This is a genomic window from Pseudomonas sp. DTU_2021_1001937_2_SI_NGA_ILE_001 (genome assembly GCF_032463525.1).
Taxonomy (GTDB): Bacteria; Pseudomonadota; Gammaproteobacteria; order Pseudomonadales; family Pseudomonadaceae; genus Aquipseudomonas.
This window is the reverse complement of the sequence record NZ_CP135971.1, coordinates 4,464,732-4,485,680: the sequence shown is the minus strand read 5'-3', so window position 1 is coordinate 4,485,680 and position 20,949 is coordinate 4,464,732. Positions and strand designations below refer to the sequence as shown.

The following is a 20,949-nucleotide window of genomic DNA, read 5'->3' as shown; positions in this document are numbered from 1 at the left end:
GCGGGTATTTCCAGGTACGTATTGGTCATGAACAGTCTTCGATCCTCCGCGCCTCAGCTAGAGGCCTGGTCGCAGCCGCGCCGATCAGGCGACGTCCTCGATATCGGCGTTTCGCAACGCCAGGCATTGGGCCTGCAGCGTCTGAGTCCAGTCACCGGCAAGCCCGCGCTGAGCCGCCGTGAGGCGATACTGCTTGGCGCCTTCGCCCTGGCCCTGCATGTTGGCGCCCTTGCCTGGCTGGCCAGCCGTCCCGAACCGGTGTTGCCCGAGGTGCCGGTGCAAATCCCACCGATGACCATCGAATTCACCAGCGCCGCGCCGCCCGCCGTGGAGCCGCCACCCCCGGTGCCTGCTCCGCCGCCAGTGGTCGAGCCGCCACCACCGGTGGTGGACGAGCTGGCCGTCAAACCGCCGCCCAAGCCACAGCCCAAACCCAAACCCAAGCCGCTACCGCCCAAGCAAGAAGCCAAGCCGCAGCCCAAGCCGGTCGAGGCGCCACCCCCTGCGGCCCCGGCGCCTGCTGCACCGGCGGCGGCCGCGCCACCCGTGCCACCGGTGGAAACCCCGCCCTCGGCCAATGCCGGCTACCTGAAGAACCCGGCCCCCGAGTACCCGAGCCTGGCCCAGCGCCGTGGCTGGGAGGGCACCGTGCTGTTGCGTGTGCATGTGCAGGCCGACGGTAAGCCGAGCGATATCCAGATCCAGCGAAGCAGCGGTCGCGACGCGCTGGACAACGCCGCGATCAGCGCGGTCAAGCGCTGGAGCTTCGTACCGGCCAAGCGGGGTAACGAGGCCATCGCCGGCTGGGTCTCGGTGCCGCTGGAATTTCGCCTGAACTGATTGCCCACAGGGGCGGTGCAGACGCCGTCCCACTGACTGACTTCGAGGAACACACCATGAACCTGCTTGCAGACTCGCCCTTCCAATCGGTCGAACACTCCGTCATCTGGCTGTTGATCGGCTTTTCCGTGGTCACCTGGGGCCTGGCCCTGATCAAGGTCATCCAGTTCACCCGCCAGCGCCATCAGGACCGCCTGTTCCAGAAACGCTTCTGGGCTGCCACCAGCCTCGACAGTGCCGCCGAACAGAACGCCGAACGAAGCGGCGCCGTGGCCCGAGTGGCCCAGGCCGGTTTCGCGGCCATCCAGGTACAAGGGGGCCAACCCGCTGACCTGGCCCATTCGATCAATCATCAGGATCGTCTGGAGCGCTCTTTGCGCCAGCAGATCCAGCGCGAGCGCCGCTCGCTGGAGTCGGGCCTGGCGGTGGTCGCCTCGATCGGCTCCACCTCGCCCTTCATCGGCCTGTTCGGCACCGTATGGGGCATCATGGAGGCGCTCAAGGGCATCAGCGCCGCCGGCAACGCCAGCCTGGAAACCGTGGCCGGGCCCATCGGTGCCGCGCTGGTGGCCACCGGCGTGGGAATCGCCGTCGCCGTACCGGCCGTGCTGGTCTACAACTACTTCCTGCGGCGTCTGAAACTCACCGCCGCCGACCTCGACGACTTCGCCCACGACTTCTACAGCCTGGCGCAGAAGAGCGCGTTCAAGGTCATCGTCAACCCGCACCCTGGCAAGAGCGCCAATGCCGCCCACCTGACCAAGGAGGCCGTCTGACATGGCCTTCTCGACCCAGGACAACGACGAAGTCCTTTCCGAAATCAACGTCACCCCCCTGGTCGACGTGATGCTGGTGCTGCTGGTGGTGTTCATCGTCACCGCGCCGCTGCTGACCAACTCGATCCCGATCAACCTGCCGAAGACCGAGGCCGTCGCCCCGGCGGACCAGAAAGACCCGCTGGTGGTGAGCATCAACGGCGAGGGCAAGCTGTACATCAACAAAGACGAGATCAAGCCAGACCTGCTGGAAACCCGGCTGAGCCAGGCCAAGGCCGAAGACGCCGGGCTGCGCGTGCAGCTGCAGGCCGACGACGGCGTCAACTATGGCGAAGTGGCGCGCGCCATGGCGGCCATCGAACGCGCCGGCATCACCAAGCTGGCGGTGATCACCGCACGCTGACGCAGAAGCGGCCGGGTACAGGCTCGGCCCTCTCCCACCCAGAACGAGAATTTAGTCATGTTGATCGTTGCACTGGCTGGCAGTCCCAGCCTGAAATCCCGCTCGGGCGCCTTGCTCGAACACTCGCGCAAATGGCTTGAACGCCACGGTATCGAGGTACGCAGCTACGGCGTACGCGACTTCGACGCCGAAGACCTGCTGCATGCACGCTTCGACAGCCCACAGATCAAACGCCTGGTCAGCGACATCGCCGCTGCCGATGGCGTGCTGATCGGCACCCCGGTGTACAAGGCTTCGATCTCCGGGGCGCTGAAGACCCTTCTCGATCTGCTGCCCGAGCGCGCCCTGGAAGGCAAGGTCGTCCTGCCCCTGGCCACCGGCGGCAGTCTCGCGCACATGCTGGCGGTGGATTACGCACTCAAACCGGTGCTGTCGTTCCTCAAGGCCGAGGAAATCGTCCACAGCGTGTTTGCCGAGGAACGCCAGATCGAGCACGGCGACCTCGGGCACCGCCTGGCCGAAGAGCTGCAACAGCGCCTGGAGCACTCGCTGGCGAAGCTGCGGCGGCGCGTAACCGCGCTGACCCCGGATGTCGCTCTGGCGGTCTGAAGCACACGGGTATTCGCCGATTGGCGCAGTTGCAGATCCAACAGGCCGGGCGGCGACTGTGAGCCTTGAGTCGCCGGGCTGGCCGTTATCGACGGCTTACAGCCCGCCCGGACTTGCCTGGCAGCATGCGTGTCAGTACCTCATCACCACGCACCCAGTGATGGAAAAGCGCCGCGCCCACATGCAGGCCGACAACGCCCCAGGCCACCCATTTGCCGATGAAGTGATGAACAACGTCAATCGGGGCCTCGAAGGCTTCCCAGCTGAGGCTGAAGCGTCGACTGATGCTGTCGAACAGCGCTGTTTCGTTGAACCCTGGCACGCTGAACAGCCCGAAGCGGGTCGGCGCCCCGGTGCCCAGGTAGCCGGTCAGCGGCATGATGAGTAAAAGCCCGTAGAGCCCCCAATGGGCGACATGGGCCAGACGCTGTTGAAACACGGGGGCCGGTACTTCGGCCGGTTGCTTTTCCAACAGGCGCCAGACCAGGCGTGGCAAAACCAGAAAGCCCACCAGCAGCCCCAGTGCCCAATGAATGTTAAGGACCGGCAATAATGTCGGCATGCTGTCATTCATGAACCAGATGACGTAATAAACAACGAGGTAGCAGCCAATGAAGGCGGCCGCGCTGGTCCAATGGAAGAATTTTGAAATCAGGCCAAAACCGGTTTTGGTATTACGCCATTGCATGCTTCACCTGTTCTGCTGTGACACAAAAGCAGCCCCGCAGATTATTGGCATTGTTCTGCGCAGGGCGCGGGTCGACCGTATTCAAACGATCCGTTTCAAACCGCCGTCAGCACGATGAATCAACTGTCGGACTTACGCTTCTCCACGGTCTTCTGCTCAGCGCTGCGAGACGCGTCTTCCGGCGTCTGCGCCAGCTTTTCCGGCTTGGCCTCGTGCTGCCCCTTAGTGTTGCTGGCCTGCCAGCCACGCTCGTGGAAACGCTGCAGTGCTGCAGCACCATCGGCAGCTTGCGCAGCATGGGAAACGGCCAGTGCCAGGATCAGGGCGAGGGATTGCGGCAGATACTTCATAAAGGACTCCTGCTTGAAATGAGAATGTGCCCGGACCCATCATCGGGTCGTGGGCGATTCATCTTTTGATGAACTCAAGTCAATGCCGAAGCCCGACTTGATTCCAGGCAAGTTTCAGCAGCTGGAATTAAGTCAGAATTAACGTTTCTCCAATTCCTCTTCGACGCCCGCAGAAAAACCGAAAACTTCATGCCCGTTGAGCGTCATGCAGGCTCATGACGCTTTTCTGATGGGAACTTCGAGCCGGGCCAGGAAGCCATTCGGCACATTGGAAAAGACCAGCCGACAAGCGCAGCGGCGGATGATCGCATCGACGATCGCCAAGCCCAGGCCGCAGCCCTTGCTTCTGGCATTTCGCCAGAAGCGTTCGGACAAATGGACCAGATCCGCGTCCTGCACCCCGTCACCGTAGTCGCGCACAGCGAATACCAGGTGCCCCTCGTGCAGCGCCACGTCCAGTTCCACCGGGCTGCCCGGTGGGCTGTAGCGCAGCGCATTGTCCAGCAGATTGCGCAGCGCCACGATGGCCAGCGCCGAAGGCATGGCTGGCCTGATGTCGCGCGTCGGCTCACTCAATGTCAATTTCACCCGTGACGCCGACGGGTTCTCGGCATCCTGAATGGCGAAGGTCGCGATCTGCTGGGTCGTGTAGTCATTGCCGTCGTCGAACGACAGGCAGCCTTCCACCTTGGCCAGCATGAGCAATTGTTCAAGGGTGTGCTGCAACCGGTCAGCACCTTGCTCGGCATGCTGCAGCGCGCGCACCTGAGCTTCACCGCTGCACAAGCCGGCCAATTGCAGATGGGTTTTGACCGCCGTCAGCGGGGTACGCAGTTCATGCGCCGCGTCGCCGGTAAAGCGCCGCTCGCGCTCGATGGCATTGGCGACCCGGAGCAACAGCTGATTTTGCGCCTTCAGCAATGGCTGCAACTCCCGGGGCACCTTGTGGATGTCCAGCGGTTCCACCGAGTCGATCTGCCGGGCCTTGAGCGCGTGGCTCATCAGCCTGAGCGGCTTGAGACCGTTCTTGATCGCCAGGCTGAGCATGACCAGGCACACGATCAGGGCGATGATGATCGGCAAACCGGCAGACTTCAGCGTGGCCCCGATCAGCGCATCACGCTCTTGCAGCCGATCCGCCGTGGTGATGCGGTATTGGCCATGCACCGTGGTGTAGGTCCGCCATCGCTCGCCCGCATAGGTCATGTCGGCAAAGCCTTCGTGGCTCAGGTTGAAGTTGGCGTCGATGGGCAGGTTGGAGCTGGCGATCACATCGCCTTGTAGCGAGCTGACTTCACAGGCGATGAGGTCGTTCAGCGCCAGGTTGCGAGCAGGCGACGCGGTGCGGCTACGTGCACCATCGGCGGTCGGCACATGGTCCATCAACCCCGCGACCAGGCGCGCGGAGGCGATCAGCCGATGATCCAGCAGGCTGCTCAACTGACCGTCGAGCTGCTTGGAGATGCACAAGGCAGTGAACCCCCACATCAGGAAAAACACCGTGCTGAGAATCAGCGCAAGGCGTGCACGAATGCTCATGACTGGCGCTCCGCCGTCGCCAGCGGCGGCCCCAGGCGATAGCCGACCCCGCGGATGGTCTCGACGATGTCGTTGCCCAGCTTGCGACGCAGGTGATGGATGTGCACGTTGAGGGCGTTGCTGCCGACATCGTCGTCGAAACCGTACATGGCATCCTTGATCTGGTCGCCGGAAAGCACGCGCCCCGGGTTGTTCAACAACGCCAGCAGAAGAGCCTGCTCGCGTCGGGCAAGCTCCACCGGCTGTCCGTCCAGTCGGGTATCACGGGAAACCGGATCGAAACGCAAGGCGCCGTGCTCGATGACGTTGGCCGCCCGCCCCGCCGCCCGCCTGACCAGGGTATGCAAGCGTGCGGCCAGCTCGCGCAGGTCGAAAGGTTTGAGCAGGTAATCATCGCCACCGACCTGAAGGCCCAGCACCCGGTCATTGACACTGTCGCGGGCGGTCAGGATCAGCACCGGCAGGTCATGCCCTTCGCGGCGCATTCGCGACAGCAGTTGCAGGCCATCCTCATCGGGCAGGCCCAGGTCGAGGATCAGCACATCGAATGCCGTGGTCGTCAGCAACCCCCAGGCCGCCGCAGCCGTTTCCACATGATCGACGATCAGGCTCTGCAGCCGCAGCCCTTCGGTGATGCCGATCGCGATCAAGGCATCGTCTTCACATAGCAGTACACGCATGCTGAATTCCTGGAGCGCTGTCACCGTAGCGAATGCGACGGTAGGTCTAGACGTCAAAAACAGGCAGGGTAGCCGGCGTGGATTAATTGAGCATTAACAACCGGTGCGCCGAGACGAGGTTGTAGCGAGCCATGCTGACGCGCGCCATACACCTTGCCCACACCGCCTTGGGCCGCAATACATCGACGCGAACGGCCCTCACCAAACAGCCGGCTGGGAAGCCGGCTGCTGGGAGGTCACAGAGGGCGCGCTGACGGTTACTGCGCGGTCTTGTGCACCAGGGGCTTCAGGCCGCTGCCTTCGATGGCTGCATCGGCCTGGCGCGAGGCCAGGTAATCCAACAGGGCCTGGGCCTGGCTCTGATGAGTGCTGTTACTGACCACGCCACCGGAGTACAGGGTCATCTTCTGCGCCTTGGCGGGAATCAGGCCGACGATGTCGATGCCGCGTACCGGCTTGAGTTCGCTCAGTTGCTGGAAGCCGATCTGTGCTTCGCCCCGCGCCACCACGGCGCCGACCGGCTCGGCAGGAATCATGTGCGCCTTGGCGTCGAAGGCCTTGCCCAGGTCCATGCTCGGGAACAGGGTCTTGGACAGGTACACGCCACTGGCGCTGTCGGAATAGGCCACAGACTTGGCGTCGAGCAGGGTCTTGCGCAGAGCCTTCATGTCGCTGATATCCGGTTTGGGCTCACCCTTGCGCACGGCCATGGCGATGTACGACTCGCCCAGGTCGACGCGGCTGGCCTTGTTGACCAGGTTTTTGTCGACCAGGTTGTCCAGGGCCGAGCCGACCATCAGCACCAGGTCGGCCTTCTCGCCACGCGCCAGGCGGTTGGGCACGGCCTGGGGCGTATCGCCCATGGACGGCGCGGCCTGGATATCCAGCTTGATGCCGTGACTTTTCTCGTAGGCCGGGGCGACGGCACGGATGGCGCCCATGATGCCGCCGGAGCTGAGAATGGTCAGGGTTTCAGGTTGCGCGGCTGGCGCCTCGGCCGCCGCAACGGTGAAGGTAGCCAGCAGCAAGGCTGTGCAAGACAGCGTTCTGAGCATGATCATCAGGTCCTTTAGGGGTAAAGAACCTGATTCTAAAGACGCGCAGCCGTCACCAGGCCTTGCGGTGCATTAAGAATTCTTCACGCAACGTCCATCAACCGGCCAGCCCTGCGGCACGCGCCCGCGCCGCATGCAATTTCTTGTAGCTGTCGATCAGCCGCTGATGCCGGTCGAGGCCTTCCAGGGCCATACTGGTTGGTGTCAGGCCGTGGAAGCGCACGCTGCCGTCCACCGAACCCAGCGCCGCGTCCAGGCGCTCGCTGCCGAACATGCGGCGGAAGTTGACCACGTAGTCGTCCAGCTCCAGGTCGCTGTCGAGCTGCACTTCCAGCACCACGTTCAAGGCCTGGTAGAACAGCCCGCGCTCGACGGTGTTGTCGTTGTACTGCAGGAACATCTCCACTTGCTCCTTGGCCTCTTCGAAGCGCTGCAGGGCCAGGTTGATCAGCAGTTTCAGCTCCAGGATGGTCAGCTGGCCCCAGGCGGCGTTGTCGTCGAATTCGATGCCGATCAGCGTGGTGATGTCGCCGTACTCGTCCAGCTCGCTTTCTTCCAGGCGCTGCAGCAGGTCGCCGAGTGCTTCGTCGTCCAGGCGGTGCAGGTTGAGGATGTCTTCGCGGAAGAACAGCGCCTTGTTGGTGTTGTCCCAGATCAGGTCGTCCACCGGGTAGATTTCCGAGTAGCCCGGCACCAGGATGCGGCAGGCCTTGGCGCCGAGATCTTCATAGACGGCCATGTAGACCTCCTTGCCCATGCCTTCGAGGATGCCGAACAGCGTCGCGGCTTCCTGCGCGTTGGCGTCTTCGCCTTCGGCGGAGAAGTCCCAGTCGACGAACTCGTAGTCCGCGCGGGCGCTGAAGAAGCGCCACGACACCACACCGCTGGAGTCGATGAAGTGCTCGACGAAGTTGTTCGGTTCCATCAGCGCCTGGCTTTCGAAGGTCGGCTGCGGCAGGTCGTTCAGGCCTTCGAAGCTGCGCCCCTGCAGCAGTTCGGTGAGGCTGCGCTCCAGCGCCACCTCGAAGCTCGGATGCGCACCGAACGAGGCGAACACGCCGCCGGTGCGCGGGTTCATCAGCGTCACGCACATCACCGGAAATTCACCGCCCAGCGAGGCATCCTTGACCAGCACCGGGAAGCCCTGCTCTTCCAGGCCCTGGATACCGGCGAGAATGCCGGGGTAGCGCGCCAGCACCTCCTGCGGAACGTCTGGCAGAGCCAGCTCGCCTTCGAGGATTTCGCGCTTGACCGCGCGCTCGAAGATTTCCGACAGGCACTGCACCTGGGCTTCGGCCAGGGTGTTGCCGGCGCTCATGCCGTTGCTGAGGAACAGGTTCTCGACCAGGTTGGAAGGGAAGTACACCGTCTCGCCGTCGGACTGGCGCACATAAGGCAGGCAGCAGATGCCGCGTTCGATGTTGCCGGAGTTGGTGTCGTACAGGTGCGAGCCGCGCAGCTCGCCGTCCGGGTTGTAGATTTCCAGGCAGTACGGGTCGAGGATGTCCTTGGGCAGGGCGTCCTGGCGCCCCGGCTTGAACCAGCGCTCGTTGGGGTAATGCACGAACGGCGCGTTGGCGATGTCTTCGCCCCAGAACTGGTCGTTGTAGAAGAAGTTGCAGTTCAGACGCTCGATGAACTCGCCCAGCGCCGAGGCCAGCGCGCTCTCCTTGGTCGAGCCCTTGCCGTTGGTGAAGCACATTGGCGAATGCGCGTCGCGCACGTGAAGCGACCAGACATTGGGTACGATGTTGCGCCACGAGGCGATCTCGATCTTCATGCCCAACCCGGCCAGCAGCCCGGACATGTTGGCGATGGTCTGCTCCAGTGGCAGGTCCTTGCCGAGGATGTAGGTGCTGGCGCCAGCGTCACCGCTGGGCAGCAGCAGGGCCTGGGCATCGGCGTCGAGGTTGTCGACTTCCTCGATGATGAATTCCGGGCCGGTCTGCACCACCTTCTTCACTGTGCAGCGATCGATGGAGCGCAGGATGCCCTGGCGGTCCTTCTCGGAGATGTCTGCGGGCAGCTCGACCTGGATCTTGAAGATCTGGTTGTAGCGGTTCTCCGGGTCGACGATGTTGTTCTGCGACAGGCGGATGTTCTCGGTGGGAATGTCGCGGGTCTGGCAGTACAGCTTGACGAAATAGGCCGCGCACAGCGCCGAAGACGCCAGGAAGTAGTCGAACGGCCCCGGTGCCGAGCCATCGCCCTTGTAGCGAATCGGCTGGTCGGCGATCACCGTGAAGTCATCGAACTTGGCTTCGAGGCGGAGGTTGTCGAGAAAGTTGACCTTGATTTCCATGCGGGACTACCAGAATAACGAGCACATTTGGCGGGCATTATCCGGGTTTTGCAGGGTATGTGCTGGGTTTTGTACAGCGCGTTGCCCATGACCCGCTATCCAGCGTCGCTTCCCGTGCCCCTGGCCTTGCGCCAGCCGGCTCGCAGCCGCCGCGCCAAGGCCGGCGACATGTTGAACAGCACCATGGAGGCCAGGGCCACCCACCAGCCGGGCCGCGTGAAGCTGAGCAGGTGCTGGTTGAACCAGATTTTCAGCAGCCTCCACCGACAGCCCTGGCCCTCGCGCCGGGCCAGCCGGGCGATGGCATGCGGGGTGTACAGGGTCCTGAGCACCGCTTCATGGGCCAGGAATCGCTCGGGAAAGTCCACACCGGCCTGGGTATGGTCGAGCACGGTGAAATTGCGCGTCAGTAGCGTATCCCACAACTTCAAAGGGGCCAGGCGCACCCGGCAGGGGTGCGTGAGCGTCAGGTGTATACCGCGCTGGCGCAAGCAGCCCAGCAGCAGCGCCTGTTCGGGAATCATGCGCAGGGCCGAGTAACCCAGGAAGTTGCCGAACGGGTTGCGTGACGGGCCGGGGTGAAGCAGCTCGTGCTCGGCGAACAGCGGCTGGTTCCACAAGGCGAGCATCGCTTCCCGGGTGCCGAACTGCACAAGGTCGGAGAGGTGGAACAGCATGGGTACCCGCTCGGGGTCACGCATGTAGAGGTTGGTCAGGGTAATGGGCGCATCGAACAGGCTCAGCCCATCGCTTGCGACCGGTATCGGCTGGCCGATCACCGCCAGGTCTGCACTGCGCAGGTTGTGGTCGGCGCGCAGCTTCATCACGTAGGGCCGGTCGGCGGCCTGGATGCCGGCCCGTGTGGAAAGGATCATCCGATTGGTGTTCACCGGGTTGCCCGAGACATCGCGCAAACCACCCGGATCGTCCAGCAGCACCAATTGCTCGACTTCCAGGTCCGTGGTGTCCTCCCCCCGCCAGGTCGAAACGACGATCCGGGCCTGGGGCAGATGCCGACGCACCGAGGCGATGCAGGCAAGGATATTGCGTTCCTGGCCCAGTTCGCGACATAGGGGGCCCTGGATCACCACGCTGATCAGGGCAGAATCGACCGCGACAGGAGAGACCGGTGCGGCCATCAGCCACCTCCAAGCAGACGTCGAAACAGGCCGGGGCAACGCGCCTTCAGCCTGCGCACACAAGCTGACAGCCAGGGCACCCTTTGCACATCGGTCACCAGAAACAACCGACGCAGCTGGCGCGCCTGGAACGCTGCGTCGCCGCGCCCCGGCCGGTTGTTGAAGGTCTCGTTGAGCAACCGGGCATTGGCACAGAGCAACAGCCCCGGCATCAGGAACACCAGGTTGCATTGGCGCAGGCCGGTGTTGAGAAAGTTGTAGCGCGCCAGCTTGTGAACGAAGTCGCTGCAGACTGCCGGAGGGTGATGCCCCAGGTCCACCAGCACCCAGTCGACGTCGACCAGGTCCATGAGCCGGGCGATCCTGTTCATCGATACGGTTTCCAGATGTCGGCGGGAAATGAACAGGTCGAGGCTGAAACGCACATGGCTGACACCAGGTCCGTCCGCCTCGAGTTTCTCCAGATCGTGACGGTCGTCGACCACGATCACCGGAGTGGTGATGTGGCGCGAGAAGCGGATACCTGACAACTGGCGGACCAGTTCCAGATCGCGGACAGCCGGGGCCGGATACGAGACAGCGAAAATGTTCACGGTTTTTCCCGCCCGTAGGACCTGAAAGGGGTGGAGTTGTAGATCGCCTTGATCGCCGAGCCGAAGCCAGGGAAATAGAACAATCGGCTGCGATCGAAGTACAGGCGCAAGGCGGATATCAGGATGCCGGGGGAGGCCCGCCACCGGGGGTGGAAGAAATCCTGCAGGTCGTCGGCGAACCAGCTCTGCCTGGCACGCTGGCAGAGCATGTTGCGGATTTCACCGCTTTCGCAGATGAGGTTCTGCTTGGCCTGTACGGGGTCTTCCAGAAAGCGCTGAGTCAGATACTCCCGGCGAATCTCCGGCAGTTGATCGAACAGCACCAGCCTCTCGAAATCGGCGATGAATTGCCGCACGGCCTGCAGGTCATTACTGAAGGCGGTACGCTGGATCACCCGATTGATCAGCTCGACCCACTCCCGGGCAGGTACACGCTTCAAACCGGTGGGGGTCACCAGCACGGCGGGATCGAAGGTGTAACGCGACTCGAACTGACGCAGCCTGGCCAGCGCCACGTCGGTAGCCACTCTGAGCAAGGGTTTCTTCTTCAACAGCGAAAGATTGTACGGACCCGCCTTCCTGAACCCACCATCGATACCCTGTGCCAGGTTTTCCCCACCCAGCAAGGCACGAGAAGTTATCGATTGGCTGATCCCATAAGGATTGATCCGGTTCGGGATGCCCATGCGTGAAGCACGAATCCCATGTTCGACATCCTCGAACTCTGTCCAGTGCAGGTCCTCATCCAGGGGGCAGGCATTCCAGACGTCCTTGCGGCAGATGTACAGGCTGCCGGTGGGGTAGCTCTGGTCCTTGCTGTAGCGCATCGGGTTGGCGTATGGAAAGCCCGTTCTCTCGACCTCACCGAACAGCGCTGGGACGATAGTGGCGGTGCTCTTGCCACGGCGTGGCAAGCCTTGCAAGCCGCCAGCCACATCCCCCATCCCCACACAAAGGTCCGAATAGCGTCGCGGATACAGGCTCCAGGGATTGTCGAAAAACAGGCTCTGCAGGGTCATGAGCGGATAGCGCGGACCGAATCGGCGAACCATGTCGCCGAAGTGCCGTGGCAGGAATACCCGGTCGTGCAGAATGACCAGGTTGCCGTAGCGCGCCTCTCGAGCGAGGAGGTTTTTCTTCTTGCAGATCTGTACAGGTGGCGCGGCGATGTCCTGCCCAACGAGACGCACCTGGTCAGGGTAGGCAAAATTGCTGCCCGGGGTGCCGCAGAGCAGGATTTCCTTGTGAGGAATGTCGAGCTCCAGGATGCGCCTGACCACCGCATTGAGGATGGTCGCGTCTTCGGGACCGACGGGAATGCCGAAGGTCCAGTGATCCAGGTCATCGTCGCCTTCGGCCAGCAGCCTGGCAACCTTGCGGTAGGTCACTGACGACGCCGAGCGCGCCACCGGCTCGAGGCCCTCGGCGAAATACGCGCGATCGAGGTAATGCCCGGTCGGGGTGTCTTCGACGAGCGTGATGTGTTCCCCAACGGCCAGGAAATGCGCGGCATCCCAAAGCAGCAAGGGCGCCAGTGGCGAGTCGCTTTGCACATTGTGAAAGCAGACACTGCCGGCGCCAGGAATCTGCACACGCATGGCCGCATGGACATTGCGGATGACCTGATCGGGCTTGCCCGCAGCAGGCCGACGAAAAGACACCAGCCGGGCACAGGGAGGCTCCAGTGACAGGGGCTGCGGCAGAGCGCGCAACTGCCCTGTCGACAGGTATCCCAGACGCCGATGATGGTGGAGATGGATGGTCTTCATCGGTCAGACCCCATACTTGTCATCGAGCACGCCCGGCACCTTGACCACCACGGTCACGGTATCGACCAACGCCTCGAACGCCGTGACATCCCCAGGTTCAAGCACGATGATGTCACCCGCCGTCCATACGCGGTCAGCCATGCGCACCGAGCCTGACACCACCGCCGTCACCTCGGTCGCCACCTTGTGGTAGTGGGCCGCCTCGCGATCACCGGCCTGGTAGTGCTTGATGGCGACCTCGCAGGCACTGGAACGCAGGGCCACGGGGTGAAAATCACCCACGAACCAGCCCTTTACCATGTCGTGCAAATGGGCAGTTTTCATCGGGCACTCCCGGCTTCGAAAGCCTGAAGCTGGCTGGCGGTCTTCAGCGGATGGTAGCGAGCGGACTCGATGCGATAGACGCCGATACGACGATGCTGCAACACCAGCTCGTTGAGTACCGGAGCGATGAAAAAGCTGTCGTTGACCCGCGCATCCTTGCGGATCATTTCCTTGGCAGCCGCCACGAAGGCCGCGCCGTGGCGGAACCAGTAGACACCGGCTATCGCATGCGGGCTGATCGGGTTCTTCTCGGCCGCTTCGACGACTCGGTCGTCGGCATCGAGGCGCACGAAAGAGTAGCGCGGGTGCAGGGAGCGGAAGATCACCACGCCAGCGTCGTTGCCATTGCCACGCAACCCGCCCAGTACGTCCTCGAGATCGATCTCCACCCGGTCGCTGGTGCTGAGAATCAGCAGCTCATCCTGGTTGTCGATCTGCTCGCTGGCCAGCAGCACGGTGCAGGCCGCGCCACGCGTAATGCCATGAACCGGCAGCACACTGGCCGCCGGGTGCATCTGCTGAACCATGTTGCGCAGATGCAACCGGGCGATATCGGTATCGGTGAAGGTGCAGATGATCCGCGCTGGCTCCAGCCCGGCGCAGTCGTCGATCAATGACTGGATCAGCGGCTTGCCGCTGCGTTCGGCCAGGTAGTCGGGATACGGACCATGCTCCTCGCAGCTCTCACCAGCGAGGGCGGATAACAGCACGATGTTCAATGCGCTCATGCGCGGCCCTCCCTGAGCGGCTGAGGATCGATGGAGGCAATCTTGCCCAGGATGTTGCTGAGGTTGACGTCGGTCGTCTCGCCAACTACCAGCACATGCGCACCGGAGGCCTTGGCAGCCTTGATGCCGTTATCGTTGTCCTCGACGATCAGGCATTGCTGTGGCGTCAGCCCCAGTGTTTCGATGGCCTTGAGGTAGATATCCGGCGCCGGCTTGGCCCTGGCGACGTCCTCGTTGGAAAGCTGCAAGTCCAGGTACTGGCCCAGGTTGGCCTTGTCCATCATCACCTGCACCGTATGGCGGATCGAGTTGGAGGCCACCGCCAGGCGATAGCCCATGCGCTTGAGCGAGGACAGCGCATACTGGTGCACGAAGGTCGGCTTGCACTGGGCATGCACGATTTCCATGGTGTACTGCTGCTTCATTTCGTTGATGAAAGGATGCAGCGCCACTGGCAGGTCGTGCTCGACGCTGAGCATGTCGAGCTTGCGCGAGGTCGGCAGCCCGTCATACGCGGTCAGGTGCTCGTGGCGGCTGATGTGGTAGCCGAACAGGTTGAGGGCCTTGTTCAGGGCATCGTAGTGCCATTCCTTGGCCTCGATCAGCACGCCGTCCATGTCGAAGATGATGGCCTTGATCATTGTCGCTCCTGCTTGATGAAACGATTGGCTTCTTCGGGCCGGTCAGTGCACAGCATCAGGCCCTCCCTGGTGTTGAGCGGTCGCAGTTGCCGCCACAGCGGCTCCGGGTCGCGACCATGAAGTTCCGCAGACACCACGCAGACCTGCTTGTCGGCGGCCAGCAGGTCGTCGATCAATTCACTGGAAAACCATGTGTCCTCGAAGGCATCCAGCCATACCCCGCACGCCTGTTCCAGCCAGGCAGGAGACGGTTCCACCTCGCTCAGGCGCGTGAAGGTGGTCAGGCGCGCCTGCAGGTAGCGGCGCATGTCGGGCACGGCCATGTCGAATGCGAACCAGTTGTCGTGACCATGCCGGGCAAAGGTCGCCTGCAGGGCCTCGGCCAGGCCGTCGGCCTTGACGTTGATGGCCAGCGGCAGGTTGCGGCCGGCCATGAGCTGCAGTAGCTCATCAAGGGTCATCTCGGCGCCGCCGGGCATGTCGTGGGCAATCACCAGCTGGCCTGCCAGGTCACGCACGTCGGTCTCGGTGCCGAAACCCAGGTCGAACGAGCGTCTGAAGGCCATCGCCTGGTTTCGCTCGGCGGGATGTCGCCAATAGCCGCGATGGCTGAGGATCTGCATGTCAGTCCGCCTCCGTGGCCGTCGCCCGGCGGCTGACGGGCAGGCTCAGGAAGTGGTCAAGGTCGGCCGGTATGCCCAGGCCGTGCATGCCCTGGCCCTCACGGCCCACGCTGTAATGACTGACTCGTCCGCCCTGAGCGATGATCTCGTTGTACACCGGGGCCACGTAGAACTCGCCGTTGACCCGCAGGTTCTTGCGCAGCATCGCTTCGATGGCATCGAGCAGCTGGGCGCCACTGCGGAAGTTGTAGATACCCACGGTGGCCTCGTCGGAAATGACCTGTTTTTCGACCACGCGGTCGATCAGCCCCTGGCCGTCGAAGCCTACGAAGGACCATTTCGGGTCATCGGCCTGCATGGTCATGATCAGGCCATCGAGACCTTTGTCGTCCATGGCCTGGAGGTAGTCGTCGATCGTCAGGTCCACATACTGGTCACTGTTGGCGATCATCACCGGTTGGGACCTGTCGATCACGTCCCGGGCGGCATGCACGGTGCACGCAGCCCCTTCGGTCAGGCCGTGCAGCTCGACGATCGCGCAATCTGGCGCCCAGACCTTGAGTCGTTCCTCAAGACCATAGGCGGCGACATGTTCGGCCTGACAGACGAAGATGAAACGATGGGGCCGTGAGGGCGTGAGGTTTTCGATCACCAGCTTGATCATCGGCACGCCGTGCACGGGAATGAGCGGTTTGGGATCCTGATACCCGGCAGCCGCGAAGCGACTTCCGGCACCTGCCATGGGAACGATGATTTGCAACATGCGGATTACTCTTTGTCGCTCATTGAGCGGCGCGGTTTTAAATGCTCAACCTGTGGAAGTTGAGTTTCAGAAAGAGCCCTGATCGACCATCCGACCGTGCTCAAGCGTGATGTAGCGCTGGCAGAAACTGCGCCCCTCCTCCATGGCATGGGTCACCAGAATCAGGGCCATGCCTTCGCTCTGCAGGGCCCGAATGCGTTCATGGCACTTGTTTCGGAAATCCTCGTCGCCCACGGCCAGGACCTCATCCGCCAGGAGTACCTGCGGTTCCACATGCACGGCGACGGAGAAGCCCAGGCGCATGTACATGCCTGACGAATAATGTTTGACCGGGGTATGGATGAAGCGGTCGAGGCCGGAAAAATCGACGATGTCGTTGAAGCGTGAACGGGTCTGGCGATTGCTCAGGCCGAACAGACTGGCGTTCAGATAGATGTTTTCCGCACCGCTCAGCTCGGGATGAAAGCCCACCCCAAGTTCGATCAGCGGCGCCACGCGGCCGCTGATCACGACAGTGCCCGAGGTCGGCAGCAGGATGCCGGACAACAGTTGCAGCAAGGTGCTCTTGCCCGAACCGTTATGGCCGATCAAGGCCAGCGACTCCCCCCTGTTCAGGGTCAGCGATACGTCATCCACGGCGTTGAATCGTTCATGACGCTCACGATGACGGCTGTCGAACAGCCCGAGGAACTTCTGCTTGAGCCCACCACCGTTATGCCGTAGCAGAAACTGCTTGGACAGGTTGCGCGCCTGGATGACCCTCTGGCTCATAGGTACTCCACCTGGCTGTCGGCTTTTCTGAACACCAGCAGCCCGGCCAGCAGACTGGTCACTCCCAGCATCACGCAGAGACCGATATCGCTGGCAGATGGCATCACCCCTTCATGCAGAATGGCCTTGAAACTCTTGAAATAAGGGGCCAGCGGATTGAACGCCATCCACTTGGCAACCGCTGTCGGCAAAGACGAGGCGACCCAGACGATAGGTGTCATCCAGAACAGCAGGGGTACGAAGACCTCGACTAGGTGCCGGGCATCGCGCACGGTGATCTGGATGACACTGAGGGCCAGCCCCAGCCCCATCAGCAAGGCCATGAATGACGCCAGAATCAGTGGATAGACCAGCAAGGCGAGGCTGGGAACACCACCCAGCAAGGGGAACAGCGCCGCGTAGATCAGCATCACCCCCAGCCAGAACACCAGGATGGTCAGCGCACCGGCCACTGGCAGCAGGATGCGCGGGAAGCGCAGCTTGCGGATCAGGTTGGCGTTGCCGGTCAGCCACTCGCCACTTTGCGACAGCATCTGCGTGAGCAGCATCCAATGCACCAGACCGGTGATCAGGTGCAGCGCGAAGCGCTCCTGAGCGCTGGGCAGGATGTAAGTGAAGACCAGGTAGTAAGTCAGGGTTACGGCCAGCGGATTGCCGAGGGACCATAAGAATCCCAGGGTCGCGCCCATGTAACGAACTCTGATTTCTTTAAAGACGAGATTGATGACCAGGTCTCGCCAAAGCGTGAAACCAGGCTTTACGCATGAAGACATAGTGTTCCAGCCAAGCAATGATCATTGACCTGCGACGCGGCCCGCAAAGACCGCCCAGGTCATTCGTACACGATGGATAAACAGACAGCGCCTAACCGTTTGCCTGGCTTGACCGGCTTACAGACGGGAACACCTGGACACAAACGGTTATAAACAGTCGGGTATCGCTATGATCGGGGATGGCTGAAAAGACGAATGTCAGGCGCCCTCACCACAACGTGTAGGAAACGCCTGCAATTAAGCTCTGCGATTGGACAAGGTAACGATTGCCGAACGGCTAACCCGGTGCGAACACCTGCGGCAGGCCGAGGAATGTACGACGATGACGTCCCCAGGAACGTCGTCGCCGCACTCGACCCTGATGCCTCAGACGTTGAAGCGGCCCAACAGGTGGCTCTGCTGCTGAACCTGTTCGACCATCATCGAGCACTGACGCACCTGCTCCTCGGTGCCGGCCGCCACTTCGTGGCTGAGGTCGCGGATGTTGGTAGTGTTGCGGTTGATCTCTTCGGTGGTCGCGCTCTGCTGCTCGGCGGCAGCGGCGATCTGCGTGTTCATGTCGTTGATGCGCAGAATCGCTTCGCGGATGCGCGCCAGCATGTCGTTGGCCGCACCAGCCTGTTCGGCGGTTCTGCTCGCGCTGTCACGGCTCTTCTGCATGCGCGTCTCGGCCTGGTGCACACCGGACTGCAACTGGTCGATCATCTGGCGGATTTCCTGGGTCGACTGTTGGGTACGCGAAGCCAGGGTACGTACTTCGTCGGCCACCACGGCGAAGCCGCGCCCTGACTCACCCGCCCGCGCGGCCTCGATGGCGGCGTTGAGGGCCAGCAGGTTGGTCTGTTCAGCAATGCTGGTGATCACCGACAGGATCGACTCGATGTTGTCGCTGAAGCGTGCCAGGTCGAGGATGGCCTGGCCGGCCTCTTCCATTTCCGCCGCCAGGTGGCGGATCGCTTCGGTGGAGCGCAGTACCACGTGCTCGCCGCTTTCGGCTTCATGGTTGGCCGCCAGCGCGGCCTGGGCGGCGGCCTGGGCGTTGCTCGCCACGTCGTCGGCGGTCGAGGACATTTCCTGCATGGCGGTGGCCAGCTGGTCCAGCTCCTGCAACTGACGCTGCAGTCGGCTGTCGGCCTGGGCGGCTTCGTGCGAGGTCGCCACGGTGCTCTCGCGAACCTGCCGGGACGAGCCCAGCACCTGGCCGATCAGGCCCTGCAGGTTTTCCAGAAAGGTGTTGAACTCGCGGGAAACGCTCGCCACTTCGTCGTTGCCTTGCGCAGGCAGGCGGCGGGTCAGGTCACCCTCGCCGCTGTTCACTTCCTTGATCGAGCGCTGCAGCAGTTCCAGAGGCTTGAGCAGCTGCTTCATGAAGGTGCTCAGCAGCACTAGGCTGATGAGTACGCCCAGCATCGTGGCGATGGCGGCCCACAGGCTCAGGCTGTTGGCTTCGGCCATCACGATGTCCTCGTCGAGCACCACGCCGATGTACCAGGTGGCGCCGCGCAGGTTGGTCAACGGGGTGAAGGACACCAGCAAAGTCTTGCCGTCGACCTTGACCGACTGCAGGCCGCCGCTCAGCGCGGGCTGCTGGCCGGCGAACAGCTCGGTGTAGGACTTGGCATTCAGCTCGGTTCGAGGGTGGGAAATGATGTTGCCGTTCTTGTCGAGCAGGAACGCGTAACCGGCGCCATTGAAATCCAGGGTGTTGATCGCGTCGCTGATGGCCTTGAGACGAATGTCGCCGCCCATTACGCCCAGGAACTGGCCTTTGTCACGCAGCGGTACCACGGCGGAAATCAGCGTCTCCTGAGTCGTCGAGTCGATATAGGGGTCGCTCAGTACAGCCTTGTCGGCGTTCTTGCCGGTCGCGTACCAGGGTCGCGTGCGGCCGTCCCAGTCGGCCTTGGGCTTCCATGACGACAGGTTGGCGATGGGCTTTCCGTCGCTTTGCAGGGCACCGAAGATCATGATGAATTCATCGATGAGGATCGGGCTGTGAATGACCCGCTGCACCTGGGCGGGACTGTAGTCGGTATCGAGGTTCTGCACCATCAGGTCCATCAGCTTGAGCTTGGCGCCCAGCCAGTTCTCGATCTGCCGGGCCAGGACATTGCTCGACTCGGCGATGCTGGCCGAGACCTGGCGGTCCAGCGAATTGCGCACTTGGGTGACCTGATAGACCGATAACAGCCCGGTGGTCAGAAACAATACAGCGGCAGCAGCCATGCTGACTTTATGAACGATTTTCAACGGCACTCTCCTTGATTAGCCGGACGACAAAACTCAGCCTCGCAACATAGTGGCGCTTTAGTGTCAGCACAATCTGTTCGAAATAAAAATCAATGTGTTAGGTCGCCCCCACCCGGCTCTTGCCTGCACGCAAAATCTGCCGGGTGGCGGCTCTGAACAGATGCAAGGCGCGCGCCAGACACCTTGAGCGAATCCTTGCCCAGGCTGGCACGCGATATTTCTTGCAACACATAAGCGCGCCACGCACCTCGACTGCGCAGCGCTGGCACCAATCCAGTGCGTATCAGTGGGTGCTTGCCTCCACCGCCTTTTTGCCGCGCGCCGAAATCACCGTGGCGAAGATGATGATCGCCGCGCCCAGCAGCATGCGCAGCGACGGCTCTTCACTGAACAGCGCCCAGGCACAGGCGATGGCATAGACCGGCTCCAGGGCGATGATCAGCCCGGCACTGCGGGCGTCGAGCACCTTGAGGCTGCGCACGAACAGGTACTGCGACAGCCCGGTGCACAACACCCCGAGGACCGCCAGGTAGATCCAGTCCAGGGTGCTCAGTACATGCTGACCCAAGCTGTTGACCACGAACGGCGCGACCAGCAGTGACACCGTGAGGTTCTGCCAGAAGGCCACCTGCATCGAGTCCAGGCCCTTGATGTAGCGGCGGTTGATGACCGCCAGTACGGCGAAGGAGAAGCCCGAGGCCAGGCCCCACAGCAGGCCCTTGGTGCCCTGGTTGGCGAAGTCGAAGGACGGCACCACCAACACCAGGCCAAAGGTGACCATGGCCACCAGCAACGCCTCGCCGAACGCGATGCGCTCGCGGAACACCAGCCGGTCGATCAGCGCGATGAATGCCGGGAAGCTGGCGAAACCGAGGGTGGCCACTGCCACGCCGCCGACCTTCACGGCAATGAAGAAGCTGATCCAGTGCGAGGTCAGGAACACGCCGGAAGCGACCAGCACAGCGAGCCGGCGCCCGTCCAGACCGCGAAACACCGGACGCCCCTGCAACTGCGCGAAGGCGCCCAGGGCCAGTACGGCGAAGGCTGCACGAGCAAAGGTGATGATGCTGGAGTCGGCCTGGATCAAGGCACCGAGAATGCCGGTGAGGCCGAACAGGATGGCCGCGACATGGGCCGAAACGAGGGCGTTGCGATGCACTGACGCGCAGGCGGGCTGCGCGACATTGGAAGAAGCGATCATGGCAGTCAACTCAGATAAAAGGCGAACGCAGCCGGTCTGTGCCAGCTTGCGCACTGGTTAATTTCAATCATTCGGAAGCTGGTCTGGCAGCCGATACAGCCTGGTGCCATGGCGCCGCAACATTGAAAGGCT

Annotated in this window: 22 protein-coding genes and 1 pseudogene; 4 read left to right on the top strand and 19 right to left on the bottom strand. The window is 62.5% G+C overall.

What is annotated here, in order from left to right:
* The first annotated feature begins 27 nt into the window (after window positions 1-27).
* The 4 genes from RRX38_RS19455 to ssuE are packed head-to-tail and all read left to right on the top strand — an operon-like array spanning window position 28 to window position 2,628.
* On the top strand, window positions 28-840 hold the full coding sequence (locus RRX38_RS19455; protein WP_295476540.1) for an energy transducer TonB: 813 nt from the start codon (window positions 28-30) through the stop codon (window positions 838-840).
* A gap of 56 nt (window positions 841-896) precedes the next feature.
* Window positions 897-1,616, top strand: coding sequence for a MotA/TolQ/ExbB proton channel family protein (locus RRX38_RS19450; RefSeq protein WP_315960323.1), 720 nt, complete (start codon window positions 897-899; stop codon window positions 1,614-1,616).
* A gap of 1 nt (window position 1,617) precedes the next feature.
* On the top strand, window positions 1,618-2,019 hold the full coding sequence (locus RRX38_RS19445; protein ID WP_295476542.1) for an ExbD/TolR family protein: 402 nt from the start codon (window positions 1,618-1,620) through the stop codon (window positions 2,017-2,019).
* Between the two features lie 57 nt (window positions 2,020-2,076).
* Window positions 2,077-2,628 (top strand): NADPH-dependent FMN reductase, encoded by a 552-nt coding sequence (gene ssuE, locus RRX38_RS19440; RefSeq protein ID WP_410524838.1) that lies wholly within the window; start codon window positions 2,077-2,079, stop codon window positions 2,626-2,628.
* An 85-nt stretch (window positions 2,629-2,713) separates the two neighbouring features.
* On the opposite strand, the gene RRX38_RS19435 is transcribed toward ssuE, so the two are convergent.
* From RRX38_RS19435 to RRX38_RS19350, 19 genes and pseudogenes are all read right to left on the bottom strand, one after another.
* On the bottom strand, window positions 2,714-3,316 hold the full coding sequence (locus RRX38_RS19435) for a cytochrome b (RefSeq protein WP_295476543.1): 603 nt from the start codon (window positions 3,314-3,316) through the stop codon (window positions 2,714-2,716).
* Window positions 3,317-3,435: 119 nt separating this feature from the next.
* The gene (locus tag RRX38_RS19430) at window positions 3,436-3,666 is read right to left on the bottom strand and encodes a hypothetical protein (protein WP_315960322.1); all 231 of its coding nucleotides are present in this window, start codon (window positions 3,664-3,666) and stop codon (window positions 3,436-3,438) included.
* A gap of 213 nt (window positions 3,667-3,879) precedes the next feature.
* Window positions 3,880-5,205: an ATP-binding protein gene (locus RRX38_RS19425; RefSeq protein WP_315960321.1), complete on the bottom strand. Its 1,326-nt coding sequence runs from the start codon at window positions 5,203-5,205 to the stop codon at window positions 3,880-3,882.
* Entirely contained in the window at window positions 5,202-5,885 is a 684-nt protein-coding gene (locus RRX38_RS19420) for a response regulator (protein ID WP_315960320.1), read from the bottom strand. Before RRX38_RS19420 ends, RRX38_RS19425 begins: the two co-directional genes overlap by 4 nt.
* Window positions 5,886-6,142: 257 nt before the next feature.
* The gene (locus tag RRX38_RS19415; RefSeq protein WP_315960319.1) at window positions 6,143-6,940 is read right to left on the bottom strand and encodes a substrate-binding domain-containing protein; all 798 of its coding nucleotides are present in this window, start codon (window positions 6,938-6,940) and stop codon (window positions 6,143-6,145) included.
* Between the two features lie 97 nt (window positions 6,941-7,037).
* The gene (locus tag RRX38_RS19410; protein WP_315960318.1) at window positions 7,038-9,242 is read right to left on the bottom strand and encodes an OsmC domain/YcaO domain-containing protein; all 2,205 of its coding nucleotides are present in this window, start codon (window positions 9,240-9,242) and stop codon (window positions 7,038-7,040) included.
* Between the two features lie 95 nt (window positions 9,243-9,337).
* Window positions 9,338-10,381, bottom strand: coding sequence for a WavE lipopolysaccharide synthesis family protein (locus tag RRX38_RS19405; protein WP_315960317.1), 1,044 nt, complete (start codon window positions 10,379-10,381; stop codon window positions 9,338-9,340).
* A complete protein-coding gene (locus tag RRX38_RS19400; RefSeq protein ID WP_315960316.1) occupies window positions 10,381-10,974 on the bottom strand; it encodes a hypothetical protein in 594 nt (197 codons plus the stop codon). The genes RRX38_RS19405 and RRX38_RS19400 overlap by 1 nt, the downstream gene beginning before the upstream one ends.
* The gene (locus RRX38_RS19395) at window positions 10,971-12,743 is read right to left on the bottom strand and encodes a hypothetical protein (protein ID WP_315960315.1); all 1,773 of its coding nucleotides are present in this window, start codon (window positions 12,741-12,743) and stop codon (window positions 10,971-10,973) included. The genes RRX38_RS19400 and RRX38_RS19395 overlap by 4 nt, the downstream gene beginning before the upstream one ends.
* A gap of 3 nt (window positions 12,744-12,746) precedes the next feature.
* Window positions 12,747-13,067, bottom strand: a complete 321-nt coding sequence (locus tag RRX38_RS19390; RefSeq protein WP_315960314.1) for a hypothetical protein — start codon at window positions 13,065-13,067, stop codon at window positions 12,747-12,749.
* Window positions 13,064-13,795, bottom strand: coding sequence for a glycosyltransferase family 2 protein (locus tag RRX38_RS19385; RefSeq protein ID WP_295476553.1), 732 nt, complete (start codon window positions 13,793-13,795; stop codon window positions 13,064-13,066). Before RRX38_RS19385 ends, RRX38_RS19390 begins: the two co-directional genes overlap by 4 nt.
* Complete coding sequence (locus RRX38_RS19380) at window positions 13,792-14,436, bottom strand: HAD family hydrolase (RefSeq protein WP_295476554.1); 645 nt, start codon at window positions 14,434-14,436, stop codon at window positions 13,792-13,794. The genes RRX38_RS19385 and RRX38_RS19380 overlap by 4 nt, the downstream gene beginning before the upstream one ends.
* Window positions 14,433-15,059 (bottom strand): phosphodiesterase, encoded by a 627-nt coding sequence (locus RRX38_RS19375; RefSeq protein WP_295476555.1) that lies wholly within the window; start codon window positions 15,057-15,059, stop codon window positions 14,433-14,435. Before RRX38_RS19375 ends, RRX38_RS19380 begins: the two co-directional genes overlap by 4 nt.
* Before the next feature lies 1 nt (window position 15,060).
* Window positions 15,061-15,822, bottom strand: coding sequence for a glycosyltransferase family 2 protein (locus RRX38_RS19370; protein ID WP_315960312.1), 762 nt, complete (start codon window positions 15,820-15,822; stop codon window positions 15,061-15,063).
* Between the two features lie 66 nt (window positions 15,823-15,888).
* Complete coding sequence (locus tag RRX38_RS19365) at window positions 15,889-16,593, bottom strand: ABC transporter ATP-binding protein (protein ID WP_315960311.1); 705 nt, start codon at window positions 16,591-16,593, stop codon at window positions 15,889-15,891.
* Window positions 16,590-17,366, bottom strand: coding sequence for an ABC transporter permease (locus tag RRX38_RS19360; RefSeq protein ID WP_315962711.1), 777 nt, complete (start codon window positions 17,364-17,366; stop codon window positions 16,590-16,592). Before RRX38_RS19360 ends, RRX38_RS19365 begins: the two co-directional genes overlap by 4 nt.
* Window positions 17,367-17,732: 366 nt before the next feature.
* Window positions 17,733-18,527, bottom strand: a complete 795-nt coding sequence (locus RRX38_RS25110) for a methyl-accepting chemotaxis protein (protein WP_410524920.1) — start codon at window positions 18,525-18,527, stop codon at window positions 17,733-17,735.
* A 63-nt stretch (window positions 18,528-18,590) separates the two neighbouring features.
* A pseudogene (locus tag RRX38_RS25105) lies at window positions 18,591-19,592 on the bottom strand (cache domain-containing protein); the annotation flags it as partial.
* Between the two features lie 307 nt (window positions 19,593-19,899).
* Window positions 19,900-20,817: a DMT family transporter gene (locus tag RRX38_RS19350; protein WP_295476560.1), complete on the bottom strand. Its 918-nt coding sequence runs from the start codon at window positions 20,815-20,817 to the stop codon at window positions 19,900-19,902.
* Window positions 20,818-20,949 lie beyond the last annotated feature (132 nt).